Here is a 13442-nt window from a genome sequence, read left to right as displayed (position 1 = left end):
TTGTCAGCTTCACGATCGTGATTAAATCTCCACACTAAGCGCGTTAATGCACAAAGAAATAGCGTTTTGGCGATATAGCATGAGCTCTTCAAACGATATGAACCGATATCGCAGTCGCACAATCGTTCCAGTGCACCAGCGTGTCACAAAGACAAATAACTGATCGGATAGGCATCGTCATGTTGGACAAGTCAGTCTTCCTAAAGTACAAGTGGAAAATAGTGGCTGGCTTGATTGTCGCCAGCTTGTTTTTCGCCTTTTTGACGATCTGGTGGCGTGGACCACAAGTCTCCGTAGTCAGCGTTGTACGGCGAGATTTTGTTCAGTCAGTGGTCGCCAGCGGCCATGTCGAGACCCCGCACCGGGTCGATATCGGAGCACAAATCACAGGCACCGTCGTCAGAGTGCCTGTGATCGAAGGGCAAATGGTAAAAGCGGGCGAAGTCCTAATTGAGCTTGATACGGCAGAGTTGCTTGCAAATGAGCGTCAAGCGCGATCTGCTTCAGTACAAGCGCAGACCCGTGTCCGTCAGTTGCGTGAGGTTCAGGCGCCAGTTGCCGAGCAGGCTTTGCGTCAGGCACAAGTCAGTCTGGATAATGCAAAAGCGACATTGAAGCGTAATCAGGATTTATTCCAGCAGGGCTTTATTGGAGCAGCTGCTCTGGACGATGTGCGTAAGGCGGCTGAACTTGCCGATGCGCAGCAACGGACTATGCAAAAGCAGTTAGAAACGACACGTCCATCGGGTAGTGATTTTGCCTTGGCAGAAGCGAATCTGATCGGTGCCAATGCCAACGCAGATGCAGCGAGCGCGCGCGTCAAATACGCAAGAATCATTGCTCCTGTGGGTGGGATATTAATTAGTCGTGCGGTTGAGGTGGGTGATGTAGTGCAGGCCGGTAAAGTCTTAATGACCTTATCTCCAGATGGACGTGCACAATTGGTTGTACAAATTGATGAGAAAAATCTTCGCTTGTTAGTCTTGAATCAAACAGCGATTGCTTCTGCAGATGCATACCCTAAGTTGCTTTTTCCGGCAGCATTGGTCTATATCAATCCCAGTATCAATGTTCAGACCGGAGCGGTTGAAGTCAAACTCGATGTATCGAATCCGCCTCAGGTATTAAGACAAGATATGACGGTCTCGGTTGATATTGAAGTCGCACGCCGGCCTCATGTGTTATTAGTTCCTGTCAGCGCTTTACTAGAAAGTGACAAAGCTCCTCCATCTTTGTTGAGAGTAGAGCAGCACCATGCCATACGACGTACGGTCAGTACCGGTCTTCGTAGCGGAGGATTGGTTGAAGTACTCAGCGGTGTGGATGAGGGCGACCTCGTTCTTGCATCACCTGGCACGATCAAGTCAGGCGCGCGGGTACGGGTCATTGCATCCGGCACGGTGATGAGCAGCCCGGTGTCGAATTCAGCCGCGAGTCTGCCAGCCAATTCAGCCAATAAGCCAGTAGCACAATGAGGAGCGAGTGATGTTAACAGCCTGGCTTCCATTTGAATGGATTGTTGCTATTCGCTTCTTACGGGAGGGGCGGCTACAGACTGTATTTATCATTGCAGGCGTTGCTATCGGGGTTGGCGTAATTGTGTTTATGTCCGCTTTGCTCAGCGGCTTGCAGTCTAACTTTATCAAGCGTGTTTTATCAGCACAAGCCCATATTCAACTATTACCTCCGCAGGAAGTCACCCGTCCGTTACGACCAGTTGTAATTTCAGCGAATACCGAAGTCGAAGGCGCGATTATTCAACCACCCTTGCAAAGAATAAAGTCGATTGATCAATGGCAAGCCGTGGCAACACAGATACGTGCCATGCCCGATGTCCTCGTGGTATCGCCTGTCGCTGGCGGATCGGCTCTGGTGGTACGCGGCAGCGTCAGTCATGCGATTACGGTCAGCGGGATCGAGCCTGACTTGTATTATCGGATAGTGGATATCAATGACAAAATAGTACGAGGAAAATCGAGTATTTTAGGGACAGAGATACTGATCGGGACAGAATTAGCCAGCGACTTGGGCGTCGACGTAGGGGATAAATTATTGATTTCGACAGCGAGTGGTGCGACCAGCACGCTCACAATTTCAGGGATTTTTGATTTGGGGAATAAAGGCGCAAATCAGCGCAATACGTTTATCGCATTACATACCGCGCAAAGCCTGTTGGGTTTACCAGGCGGCGTGTCCAGTCTTGAAGTCACTGTGCGCGATGTTTATGCTGCGGAAGTGATTGCGCAACAAATTACTGCCGCGACCGGTGTAGAGGCAGACAGCTGGATTAAAACCAGTGCCCAATTTTTTGCCGCCGTCAGTGCGCAAACTACTGCCAACACGGCAATACGGTTTTTTGTTGGTTTGTCGGTCGCGTTCGGGATTGCGAGTGTGCTGGTTGTCGTGGTGGTTCAAAAGTCACGAGAGATCGGAATACTGCGCGCCATGGGGATTTCTCAAGGACAAATACTCAGAGTGTTTTTATTGCAAGGCGGCGTACTTGGTCTCGGCGGTGCGGTCGCAGGCTGCGCTATTGGTGCTATGGCCTTGGTGTTGTGGCAGCGGTACGCGCGAAATGCGGACGGCACGGCCTTATTCCCCCTACAGTTTGATCCGGCTTTATTCATTACCGCATTATTATTGGCAACGATGACCGGACTGCTCGCCGCTTTTGCCCCTGCTTTAAGAGCGGCTCGTCTTGACCCGGTGGTGGCAATCGGTGGCTGATATGACCTCTGCATCCAACGTGACTAATCCCCTTCCGGAGTTGCCTGCTTCCCCGGAAAAATTGCCAGTTGGCGACATCGTTGTACAACTACGTGGCGTCCGAAAGACATTCAATATAGGAACCCCGATTGCGACAGAAGTACTGCATGGTATTGATCTCACCTTACATCAAGGTGAATTTTGTGCCGTAATGGGACCCTCCGGTTCTGGCAAAAGTACCTTGCTCAATATCGTCGGGCTACTGGATCGTCCGTCAGCAGGAACCATCGCGATCTGTGGCGAAGAGACGACTGCACTTGATGACAAAGCGGTGACTCGTTTGCGAGGTCACAATATTGGTTTTGTCTTTCAATATCATCATCTGATTACCGCATTCACTGCGCTCGAAAATGTCATGATGCCGATGCTAGGTGCGGAGGAATTTCTGAACAAGCAAATGCAGGAGCGCGCAGCAGCTTTACTCGGCGATGTGGGTCTGACAAACTGGCAAAATAATCTGGCGGGCAATCTAAGCGGAGGACAGCAGCAACGCGTCGCATTAGCACGTGCGCTCGCGATGAATCCGGCTTTGCTGCTAGCGGATGAGCCGACGGGTAATCTCGATACCAAAAGCGCTGATGAAGTTTTTAACTTATTACGGCGTTTTAATCACGAACAAAAAACGACTATTTTATTTGTGACCCACAATCCTGACCTGGCTAGCCGCTGTGACAAAACAATACAGGTAATTGACGGCCTGGTTACTGGTTAGCGACTATCCTTATCGTAGACCAGGTAGTGCTCATGATTCTTGCTCAGGTGCGATTGCGAGCTGGATGTGTTCGCGTTTTAACTCGGGTGCAAATTGCAAAATAAAATCCAGAATATAGCTACGCAGATAGGCACCGCGTCGTACTGCAAGTCGAGTCACGTTTGGCGCAAACAAATGACTGGCTGGCAACGCTTGTAGTGCGCTATAACGGTTGGCAATATTTCCTGCATTACCCGCATTGCCATGAGCATCGGTTTGTTTTTCTACCGCCATTTCTGCTACCAGACCCACACCTAAACCCAGAGCAACATATTGCTGAATCACGTCGGAGTCCATCGCTGTCAGCACAATGTCAGTCCGTAATCCTGCATCTTTAAATGCTTGGTCGATGTGACCGCGCCCGGTAAAGCCGACGTCGTAGGTGATTAATGGGTAATTCGATAAATCTTCCAGCGTGATCGGTGTCTGACTGACCTGAGTTTTGCGCAGCAGCGGATGGCCGTCTGGCACAACGATTACGTGGTTCCATTGATAGCATGGGAAGGAGACTAAATCTTTAAACTGCGACAGACCTTCAGTCGCAATCCCTATATCTGCCTTACCCGATAAAACCCATTCCGCAATATGTTCTGGCGAACTTTGCTGGAGTGCGATGCGCACATCGGGAAAACTATTTCTAAATCCCTGCACTACTTTTGGCAGCACGTAACGTGCTTGCGTATGCGTGGTCGCAATCGCCAGCGTGCCTTTGGTTTGATCGGAATAATCGTCACCAGCTTGCTTCAGATTTTCTGCTTCGAGCAACAGACGCTCGATAATATGCAAAATGCCTTTACCCGGTTCGGTTAAGCCAGTCAGGCGTTTGCCGTTACGCTCGAAAATATCGACGCCAAGTTCTTCTTCTAGCTCTCGAATTTGGCGACTCACACCGGGCTGCGAGGTGAATAAAACATTCGCCACTTCAGTCAGGTTATAGCCGCAACGGGCAGCTTCGCGGATAGAGCGTAATTGTTGGAAATTCATAATGTGTCTGGCAAAAAAATTAGAGAGACGTCTGATCGACAAAGACAGCCAATCGTTTGGGCTTCACTACCAATACTTCACCGACTTTGAGTTTTAGCTGGTTGTAGCGCTCGCTAGAGATCATGGCCTCCAGCAAATCGCCATTGTCGTCACGCTCCAGTTCCAGTTGCGCTAATGGTCCTATGCTGTGTACGCGGCGTAATTGCACCACCAGACCATCCGCACCGGGTGAATAGCGATCAATTTCCAGCTCGTGCGGACGGACATAGCCAATACCTGTCGCGTCACGGGTCGCTGCATGATCTGGCGCATCAAAAGCAACGCCACCAGCGTCCAAAGTACCTTCATGGATACGACCACGGAACAAGTTAACATTCCCCAAAAAGCCGTACACAAAAGGCGATGCCGGATTTTGGTAGACCGCTGCCGGTGCGCCGATTTGTTCCACCTTACCTTGATTCATTACAACGATTTTGTCGGCGACTTCCAAGGCTTCTTCCTGATCATGCGTGACAAAAATACTGGTGACATGCAAATCATCATGCAAGCGCCGCAACCAGCGGCGGAGCTCTTTACGTACCTTGGCATCCAGCGCGCCAAACGGTTCATCCAGCAGCAAGACGCGTGGTTCCACTGCCAACGCCCGCGCCAGCGCGATCCGTTGCCGCTGCCCGCCAGATAACTGCGGTGGGTAGCGATCTGCCAGCCAATCGAGCTGGACCAAGTCGAGTAATTTATGCACTTTCTCTTTAATCACAGCGTCCGAGGGGCGCAAGGCTCGTGGCTTGACCCGGAGGCCAAACGCGATGTTCTCAAAAATCGTCATGTGCTTAAACAGCGCATAGTGCTGGAACACAAAACCAACCTGGCGTTCACGCACATGCTGGGCTGAGGCGTCCTGACCATCCAGTAAAACTTGTCCTGCATCGGCATGTTCCAGTCCGGCGATGATGCGTAACAGCGTAGTTTTTCCGCAGCCAGACGGACCTAAGAGTGCGGTTAATTCACCGCTAGGAAATTCTAGCGACACATCATTAAGCGCAGTAAAACTGCCGAATTTTTTTTGTAAATGCTGAACTGCGATACTCATGACTTGCTCCTGAATTCTTACTCTTGAAATTTTCTTAATTTACTCTTGCGGAAGCGCCTGATTTTCTCGTGTTCGCCATTCAACAATCGACTTCAGCGCCAGCGTCAGTAATGCCAGCAAAGTGAGCAGTGATGCCACCGCAAAAGCCGCAGTAAAGTTGTATTCGTTATAGAGAATTTCGACTTGCAAAGGCATGGTATTAGTCTCGCCACGGATATGCCCAGACACCACCGATACCGCGCCAAACTCACCCATGGCGCGGGCGTTACATAAGATCACGCCGTATAACAAGCCCCACTTAATATTCGGTAAGGTCACATGCCAGAAGGTTTTCCAGCCAGAGGCACCGAGTACCAAAGCAGCTTCTTCTTCCTCGCTACCTTGTGCCTCCATCAAGGGAATCAACTCACGCGCAATGAAAGGGAAGGTCACAAAAATAGTCGCCAGTACGATGCCAGGCACCGCGAATAAAATCTTGATGTCGTGTTCCCGCAACCATGGACCAAGCCAGCCTTGCGCACCAAACAACAAGACATAAATCAAACCAGAAATCACAGGCGATACCGAGAACGGTAAGTCAATCAAGGTCAGCAAAAACTGTTTGCCGCGGAACTCAAATTTAGCAATCGTCCAGGCAGCGGCGACACCAAAAACCAGATTCAGCGGTACCGCAATGGCGGCGGTAATCAACGTCAGTTTGATGGCGGACAAAGCATCCGGTTCGACGATGGCCTTAAGGTAAACTTCCCATCCTTTTTTAAACGCTTCAAAAAATACGGCTGCCAGCGGAATGAACAAGAACACAGTTAAAAAAGTCAGCGCCGTGATGATTAGCAGCGCACGAACCCATAAAGGTTCTAGCGTGGCGGACAAACTAATTGCCGGTTCGATACGACGTGGTGCTGAAGTCTGAATTGGTGTCTGAACTGGCGGGGGAAACGCAATCGGGGTGCTGGTCATTATGCAGGCTCACTTTTGTTACGGTTGCGGCTCCAGGATTGCAATAAATTGATCGTTAGTAGCAAGCTAAAGGACAGCATCAGCATGACGACAGCAATGGCGGTCGCACCGGCATAATCGTATTGCTCTAATTTTGTGATCATAAACAGCGGGGTAATTTCGGACACCATAGGCATATTGCCGGCGATAAAAATCACTGATCCGTATTCACCCGTGGCCCGCGCAAAGGCCAGCGCAAAGCCTGTTAGCAGAGCCGGCAAGATGGTTGGCAAAATCACTTTGACAAAGGTTTGCCAATGACTGGCGCCCAGACTAATGGCGGCTTCTTCTAATTCTTTTTCGGCTTCTTCCAACACCGGTTGCACGGTGCGCACCACAAAAGGCAAACCGATAAACGTCAGCGCCACTAATACACCCAGCGGCGTAAACGCAACTTTGATACCTAGTGGTTCCAGATATTTTCCCAACCAGCCATTGGGCGCATACAGCGTTGCCAAGGTGATCCCGGCAACCGCAGTCGGCAGCGCAAACGGCAAATCGACCAGCGCATCAATCAGACGTTTGCCCGGGAATTTATACCGCACTAACACCCAGGCTACGATCCCGCCAAACACCACATTGATCAGCGCGGCTAAAAACGAGGCACCAAATGTCAGGCGATAAGACGCCAGCACCCGCTCCGACGTGACGGTATTCCAAAACGCCTCCCAGGTCATGGTGAAGGTTTTTAAAAAAATCGCCGACAGCGGGATCAACACAATCAGGCTGAGGTACAGTAGAGTAAATCCCAAGGTCAGATGAAAACCCGGGATAACTCTGCTGGGAGCATTGCGCTGTTTTTGCAGCTTAGGAGTGAGTGAGAATGCCATTCGTTATTACTTATTTAGCCGTTGAGGGGCAATAATGGCACTCGCTCGTTATATAGAAAACGATTTTTTTCGAATGTTGATAGACGAATTTCGTATAAAGGGCAGGATTTTTTGCGGGAAGTTACCGGTCATATAAGTATTTTGCTCAAGCAGCTTTCGCAGTCTCGTTATCGACGCCGAGGCTGGCCTTGGGTGTATCCAGCAAAAATCCCTGCAAGAAATAAGGCAAAGTCTGGTTGGCTGACAGCTCTTCTACAATCTGTGTCAATGATTGCAACTGCTGATCTGTCTCTATCCGCTTAAATATGACGCGACTACCGAGTTGATTTGCATGCTTCAATAAAGTCCGCAATGAGTCGTGTTGTGCAGACTCAGCCCCAGCGTCCTTGGCGACAACCTGGCGTACATCAATCTTGATGACATCGGGACGTATTTTTGCCATGAGCTCCAATGCCTGCAAGGTATCGCTCGCATGCACACCTATCCTAAAACCGTTACGTCGGTAATTGTCTGCTACGTGTTGCAGCATCCAGCGTTGATTAGGAATAATTTGTGGCAATTGCAAAACGATCTGCTGCTGCGGCAACTCCAGCAGATGAAGAATCCGCCGAAACGCCGCGCCATGATTACCTTCTACCGCGGTTAACAAGCGGGTGTGGATGCTTAAAAACAAATCCAATGTCGTTGCCTGCGATGACGCTTGCTGGTAAAAATTGATCGTATGCAAAATCCGGCATAAGCGATCTAGCTCTACCGACTCATCATCATTAGCGGCGTGGTCAAGCAATTTCCAGATATGTAAGCCCCCGCCATCAACAGCATAACTACGGGCATAACCATCATAAGCCACGATGTGCTGATCCAGATGAGCACGAACTGGCTGAAATGTACTCGTCAAGGTCGAATGAAAATATCGCCCCAAAGCCTGACCTTGCGCATCCAGACGGATGTGAGTGTTAGCTGGATTGGCAAGCTGTAAATGCCGCAAATATTGTTGTAAAGCAGGAGATGTCATGTTGACTCCAATGCGTATGTCGGTAAAAAATACGCTTGATATTGAATATACTCCCCACTGAATTATTAAAATATGCTCTATCGTCTAGGAATTACATGGACAATTAAATATACTAATAGGGAGTATATATATTTAGCGAAAATGGGTTTTACCAGAACACTCAGTAAAACTTTAATAAAGACGTTGCAACCAATATCGACCGTCGATGCTAGTTTTGATTGCATGCCATCGGTTATCGGTTATCGGTTATTGCTGTTTGTGCCTTGCAGAATAAAACACACTACAAAAAATCAGAACTAATCGTTTCGCGGTTGGATAGTTGGTTTGCGCATATGCGCAGAATTACACTATGTCGCAGTGGATATCTGGGATTTGCTCCAAGGACTAGGTAGAGTGGCAATTTACGCAAAACAAGCTTATAAAAATTAATCGTCTATGTAAGCGACCTAATATGACGCCGCATATACGATCCTATAAAATTACGTATTTGCTTAGTTACTCATAATGAAAACTGACTCCAAACTATGAAAACAGCACTGTTAATCATCGATGTCCAGCAAGGTTTATGCGAAGGTAAGTACACCACTTTTGAATCGCAACGTGTCATTGCCAACGTCAATATGGTGTCAAAAAAAGTGCGAGATGCAGGTGCGCTCGTGATCTTTATCCAGCATGAGTCATCATCAGGTTTACTGACATTTGGTAGCAAAGCTTGGCAACTGGCGGACGGTCTTCATATTGAGCCAAGCGACTTACGGCTTCGTAAGACTGCTTCAGATTCTTTTCATCAGACGGAGTTAGATGCTTTGCTGAAACAGCATGCGATAACTAATCTGATTATTTGCGGTATGCAGACAGAATTTTGTGTTGACACCACGGTGCGCAGAGCATTGGCGTTGACTTACCCTGTGGTCTTGGTTGCGGATGCACATACCACTGAAGATAGCGAGATTTTGACTGCCGCGCAGATCATCCGGCATCACAACCGCACCCTCACCAATATAGACAGCTTTGGGGTAGTCGCTGTTGCCGTTGCGGCGAGCGATGTGCTGATCTAACTAAGATATAAGTTAGATAAGTTATATAAGATGAGTCAGGCGTTTATGGTTTAGCGACGGTCTGTCAGTACATCGATAAAAAAAGCGCATGCAAAATTCATTTGCATACGCTTTTTTTATTTAATCAGTTCACAGTTTAAAATTGTCTTGCAGGCAGTAAAGTCCCTTCAACTTCCCCAAAACCTATCCGTGGCAAGCCTGACTTTTCCGTCCAGGCGCGCATGATGATGGAGTCGCCATCTTCCATAAATGTGCGTTGCTCGCCATTGCTTAATATCAGTGGCTGTTTGCCGCCGACACTCAGTTCCAACAACGATCCTGCTTCTTCCGGTGTAGGACCTGATTGAGTTCCTGAACCGAGTAAATCTCCAGCGCGCAGGTTACAACCGTTGACGGTGTGATGCGCCACTAATTGCGAAACGCTCCAGTAAGAATGACGGAAGTTAGAAAGCGATAAACGCTGCGCAGGCAGGCCTTGCTCACGCATAGATTTGGTTTGTAGCAAAACTTCCATCTGCACGTCAAATGCACCTTGTTCGCGCACCGCTGCAGAATCCAGATACGGTAGCGGTTGTGGATCTACCGCGTCACGTTGCCATTGCAAACGATAGGGTGCCAAAGCTTCTAGCGTAACGACCCAAGGCGAAATCGTGGTGGCAAAATTCTTCGCTAGGAAAGGTCCTAGTGGTTGGTATTCCCAGGCTTGCATATCGCGTGCCGACCAATCGTTGAGCAAACACAGACCAAACACATGCGATTCTGCATCATCAATCGCTACCGCATCGCCGATTGCATTACCTTGCCCTACAAAAATACCAATCTCGGCTTCATAATCAATCCGCTTTGCTGCGCCAAACACCGGAGTTGTCGCCGTCGGTGGCATAGTTTGTCCGACAGGGCGACGGAACTGCTGACCAGAGATCACAACCGATGATGAACGACCATGGTAGCCAATCGGTACCCATTTGTAATTGGGCATCAGTGGATTATCAGGACGGAATAATTTACCCACAGCCGTCGCATGATGGATGGAAGTGAAAAAATCGGTATAGTCACCGATGTGTGCAGGCAGAGCATATTCCGCATTTGCTTGCGGCACTAAAGCACTTTTCAATAAATCTTGTTGCGACATGCCTTCACGCAGCGCTCGCGATAGTTGCAGACGTAATGTTGTCCAGGTCGCGTTGCCTAATTCCATCAAGGCATTTAAGTGAGTACTGCGGATCGCCTGATCAAATGCCGTCGATTTTAACGTTGAAAAAACGCCTAGCGCATATGCTGCTGCGAGATCCAAAATCTGATCACCAATCGCGACACCGATACGGAAATTTTCTGCAGTCCCTTTCTTGCGGAATACGCCATAAGGCAAATTTTGTATCGGAAAATCGCTGTTGATATCATTCGCAGAGGTGACCCAGCTACGCAAGTTAATATCGTGGGTTTCATTCAATTGCAGAGTCGCTTGATTGCTCATATTGAGGTTCCTATTTGGATATCGTTAGGCTTGATTGGGATTGAAATTTTTCTTGATACCCATCCAGCATTGGTAGTAATCGGCTTGCAATTGCGGAGACGTCATTGCCGCACGCGTCGGTTTGATGATGGTACGAGTCTCGATCATAAAGGCCATGGTATCAGCGATCTTATGCGGTGCGCTGGTGTCGGCCTTACTGGCTTTGTCAAACGTACCAGCATCCGGGCCATGACCACTCATACAATTATGCAAGCTAGCGCCACCGGGTCTGAACCCTGCGGATTTAGCATCATACTGGCCGTGGATTAAGCCCATAAATTCGCTGGCGATATTACGATGGAACCAGGGCGGGCGGAAGGTATTTTCTGCTGCTAGCCAGCGCGGTGGAAAGATCACAAAGTCGATCGTATCAACGCCCGGTGTATCACTGGCAGATTGCAAGACTAAAAAAATCGACGGATCGGGATGGTCATAACTGATAGAGCCGATGGTATTAAAGTGCCGCAAGTCATATTTGTAGGGCGCAAAATTACCATGCCATGCAACGACATCCAGCGGCGAATGGCCGATTTTGGCAGACCACAAATTGCCACTAAACTTAGCCAGCAATTCAAAATCACCTTCGCGGTCTTCATAGCTCGCATGCGGAGTCATAAAGTCGCGTGGGTTTGCCAGGCCGTTGGAGCCTATTACGCCCAGATCCGGTAGCTTAAACGTGGCGCCAAAGTTCTCGCAAACAAAGCCACGCGCGGCACCTTCCGGCAGCGTGATTTGAAACCGGATACCACGCGGGATGACAGCGATTTCTTGTGGTTCAATATCGATGACGCCGAGTTCAGTTTTAATGTGCAAACGACCTTGTTGCGGAATAATCAGTAACTCTGCATCAGCATCATAAAAAAACCGATCACTCATATCGAGATTCGCCGCGTACAAATGGATAGCACAACCGCTTTGTGCGTCCGCTGAGCCATTCCCCGCCATCGTCATCCACGAGTCAATAAAATCAATTGCTTTATCCGGCATCGGCAACGGATCCCAGCGTAATTGATTGGGTGTCGATGGTACCTGATCAAACTGATTGGTCATCGCGCCATTATCAATTTGTACGAAGGGCTGATGCATTGCCGCTGGCCTGATCCGGTACAACCATGAGCGGCGATTGGAATGGCGCGGTGCGGTAAATGCCGTGCCAGAAATTTGTTCGGCATACAAGCCATACGCACACTGCTGTGGTGAGTTCTGATTTTTAGGCAATGCGCCAGGCAAGGCTTCGGTAGCGAATTCATTCGCAAATCCGGTTTGATAGCTGCGCTGGACAGAAGAATAGGCAGAATCAGCGGAATGTTCTTTAATGTGGGGCATGACAGTTCCTATAGAAATAAGCGCAATTTTGATGTGACATCAATATAGTCCAGCTAGTCAAAACCTGCGACATAAATACAAAAATGTACTACATTCATAAAATCAATAATGGTTGAAAACTTTTTAAGCGATTTTTAAATGATAGAACCGAAAGACATAGACCTGAACTTACTGGTAATTTTTCAGGAAGTATTTCAGGACAGGCAAATTTCATCCGTCGCAAAAAAGCTAGGACTATCCCAACCCGCTGTTAGTAACGCGCTGGCAAGGCTGCGCCGTACTTTTGATGATGAATTATTTGTCCGTACGGCGCTTGGGATGCAACCCACGCCCTTAGCCATCAGCTTTGCCGAGCCAATCGCTAGCGCTTTAGAAAATATTCGCCGGGCATTAAATCAACAAGAGAGTTTTGATCCCGCAAGCAGCAAACGGCAATTTACGATTGCGATGACGGATGTGGGTGAGGTTTATTTTATGCCTGTGCTGGTGGAGCGATGTCAGTTATTGGCACCACAATTACAGTTTTCTACCGTCCGCGCCAGCAGTATTGATCTGAAGTCCGAGATGGAGGCTGGTCGGGTTGATTTAGCAATTGGCGCATTTGATACGATTTCTGGCGCACTCTACCAGCGCCGACTGTTTAAACAAAATTATGTCAGCATGTTCCGTAGTAGCCATCCTTTAGCGGGTGACAAAATCAGCTTGAGTGATTTTTTAGCAGCACAACACTTGATCGTGGCATCGCAAGAGAGTCCTTACGATAGGATTAATCAAAGCTTGGATAAGGCAGGCATTAAGGCCGCAGCACATTTTTGCGTGCCACATTTTGTGGCCGTACCTTACATAGTCAGCACGACCGATCTGTTAGTGACGGTGCCGCAAAAGCTGGCCGAGCGTGCCGCAGCGCCGTTCAATTTAAAGTATGTTCGCCCGCCGCTACGCTTACCCTCTTTACAAACGAATATGTTCTGGCATCGCCGCTATAACCAGGACGAAGGTAATCAATGGTTGCGCCAGTTTATTGCAGAGCAGTTTGCTGAGTAAGTCAGCTTGTCAAACTAATGGGGTGAAAATCCTTCACCCCAGGACTGAAAGCTTTTCTGCCATCGC

The 13442-nt window shown here is 48.8% G+C and carries 12 protein-coding genes; 5 read left to right on the top strand and 7 right to left on the bottom strand.

The features are described from left to right. Nucleotides 1-179 precede the first annotated feature (179 nt). The 3 genes from RGU72_RS15020 to RGU72_RS15010 are packed head-to-tail and all read left to right on the top strand — an operon-like array spanning nucleotide 180 to nucleotide 3478. Nucleotides 180-1475 (top strand): efflux RND transporter periplasmic adaptor subunit, encoded by a 1296-nt coding sequence (locus RGU72_RS15020; protein WP_322120495.1) that lies wholly within the window; start codon nucleotides 180-182, stop codon nucleotides 1473-1475. A gap of 10 nt (nucleotides 1476-1485) precedes the next feature. Then, entirely contained in the window at nucleotides 1486-2727 is a 1242-nt protein-coding gene (locus RGU72_RS15015) for an ABC transporter permease (RefSeq protein WP_322120494.1), read from the top strand. Nucleotide 2728: 1 nt separating this feature from the next. Further along, nucleotides 2729-3478: an ABC transporter ATP-binding protein gene (locus RGU72_RS15010; RefSeq protein WP_322120493.1), complete on the top strand. Its 750-nt coding sequence runs from the start codon at nucleotides 2729-2731 to the stop codon at nucleotides 3476-3478. A 30-nt stretch (nucleotides 3479-3508) separates the two neighbouring features. Here RGU72_RS15010 and RGU72_RS15005 read toward each other — a convergent pair whose 3' ends face one another. The 5 genes from RGU72_RS15005 to RGU72_RS14985 form a co-directional block, all read right to left on the bottom strand. Further along, on the bottom strand, nucleotides 3509-4501 hold the full coding sequence (locus RGU72_RS15005; RefSeq protein ID WP_322120492.1) for a CysB family HTH-type transcriptional regulator: 993 nt from the start codon (nucleotides 4499-4501) through the stop codon (nucleotides 3509-3511). Nucleotides 4502-4520: 19 nt separating this feature from the next. Next, nucleotides 4521-5591, bottom strand: a complete 1071-nt coding sequence (locus RGU72_RS15000; protein WP_322120491.1) for a sulfate ABC transporter ATP-binding protein — start codon at nucleotides 5589-5591, stop codon at nucleotides 4521-4523. 39 nt (nucleotides 5592-5630) lie between these two features. Further along, nucleotides 5631-6551 carry a sulfate ABC transporter permease subunit CysW gene (cysW, locus tag RGU72_RS14995; protein ID WP_322120490.1) on the bottom strand — a complete coding sequence of 307 codons (921 nt, stop codon included), beginning with the start codon at nucleotides 6549-6551 and terminating at the stop codon, nucleotides 5631-5633. Next, on the bottom strand, nucleotides 6551-7420 hold the full coding sequence (gene cysT / locus RGU72_RS14990; RefSeq protein WP_322120489.1) for a sulfate ABC transporter permease subunit CysT: 870 nt from the start codon (nucleotides 7418-7420) through the stop codon (nucleotides 6551-6553). The genes cysW and cysT overlap by 1 nt, the downstream gene beginning before the upstream one ends. Before the next feature lie 145 nt (nucleotides 7421-7565). Next, nucleotides 7566-8435 (bottom strand): EAL domain-containing protein, encoded by an 870-nt coding sequence (locus tag RGU72_RS14985; RefSeq protein ID WP_322120488.1) that lies wholly within the window; start codon nucleotides 8433-8435, stop codon nucleotides 7566-7568. A 524-nt stretch (nucleotides 8436-8959) separates the two neighbouring features. Here RGU72_RS14985 and RGU72_RS14980 point away from each other — a divergent pair. Continuing rightward, nucleotides 8960-9493 carry a cysteine hydrolase family protein gene (locus RGU72_RS14980; protein ID WP_322120487.1) on the top strand — a complete coding sequence of 178 codons (534 nt, stop codon included), beginning with the start codon at nucleotides 8960-8962 and terminating at the stop codon, nucleotides 9491-9493. A gap of 136 nt (nucleotides 9494-9629) precedes the next feature. Here the strand turns inward: RGU72_RS14980 and fahA are convergent, their stop codons facing one another. Further along, entirely contained in the window at nucleotides 9630-10967 is a 1338-nt protein-coding gene (fahA, locus tag RGU72_RS14975; protein WP_322120486.1) for a fumarylacetoacetase, read from the bottom strand. A gap of 24 nt (nucleotides 10968-10991) precedes the next feature. Then, nucleotides 10992-12332 (bottom strand): homogentisate 1,2-dioxygenase, encoded by a 1341-nt coding sequence (gene hmgA / locus RGU72_RS14970; RefSeq protein ID WP_322120485.1) that lies wholly within the window; start codon nucleotides 12330-12332, stop codon nucleotides 10992-10994. A 138-nt stretch (nucleotides 12333-12470) separates the two neighbouring features. On the opposite strand from hmgA, the gene RGU72_RS14965 reads away from it, so the two are divergent. Further along, nucleotides 12471-13376, top strand: a complete 906-nt coding sequence (locus RGU72_RS14965; RefSeq protein WP_322120484.1) for a LysR family transcriptional regulator — start codon at nucleotides 12471-12473, stop codon at nucleotides 13374-13376. Nucleotides 13377-13442: the final 66 nt, after the last annotated feature.

Origin of the sequence: Undibacterium sp. 5I1 (genome assembly GCF_034314085.1) — a bacterium.
Classification (GTDB): Bacteria; Pseudomonadota; Gammaproteobacteria; order Burkholderiales; family Burkholderiaceae_D; genus Undibacterium.
Note: the sequence above shows the minus strand (reverse complement) of the source record. Positions and strands in the feature narration are given on the sequence as shown.

What these genes read in the sequence shown, in the direction of transcription:
- RGU72_RS15020 (WP_322120495.1), top strand. Translation starts at nt 180, where the DNA reads ATGTTGGACAAGTCAGTCTTCCTAAAGTACAAGTGGAAAATAGTGGCT.
- RGU72_RS15015 (WP_322120494.1), top strand. Translation starts at nt 1,486, where the DNA reads ATGTTAACAGCCTGGCTTCCATTTGAATGGATTGTTGCTATTCGCTTC.
- RGU72_RS15010 (WP_322120493.1), top strand. Translation starts at nt 2,729, where the DNA reads ATGACCTCTGCATCCAACGTGACTAATCCCCTTCCGGAGTTGCCTGCT.
- RGU72_RS15005 (WP_322120492.1), bottom strand. Translation starts at nt 4,501, where the DNA reads ATGAATTTCCAACAATTACGCTCTATCCGCGAAGCTGCCCGTTGCGGC.
- RGU72_RS15000 (WP_322120491.1), bottom strand. Translation starts at nt 5,591, where the DNA reads ATGAGTATCGCAGTTCAGCATTTACAAAAAAAATTCGGCAGTTTTACT.
- cysW (WP_322120490.1), bottom strand. Translation starts at nt 6,551, where the DNA reads ATGACCAGCACCCCGATTGCGTTTCCCCCGCCAGTTCAGACACCAATT.
- cysT (WP_322120489.1), bottom strand. Translation starts at nt 7,420, where the DNA reads ATGGCATTCTCACTCACTCCTAAGCTGCAAAAACAGCGCAATGCTCCC.
- RGU72_RS14985 (WP_322120488.1), bottom strand. Translation starts at nt 8,435, where the DNA reads ATGACATCTCCTGCTTTACAACAATATTTGCGGCATTTACAGCTTGCC.
- RGU72_RS14980 (WP_322120487.1), top strand. Translation starts at nt 8,960, where the DNA reads ATGAAAACAGCACTGTTAATCATCGATGTCCAGCAAGGTTTATGCGAA.
- fahA (WP_322120486.1), bottom strand. Translation starts at nt 10,967, where the DNA reads ATGAGCAATCAAGCGACTCTGCAATTGAATGAAACCCACGATATTAAC.
- hmgA (WP_322120485.1), bottom strand. Translation starts at nt 12,332, where the DNA reads ATGCCCCACATTAAAGAACATTCCGCTGATTCTGCCTATTCTTCTGTC.
- RGU72_RS14965 (WP_322120484.1), top strand. Translation starts at nt 12,471, where the DNA reads ATGATAGAACCGAAAGACATAGACCTGAACTTACTGGTAATTTTTCAG.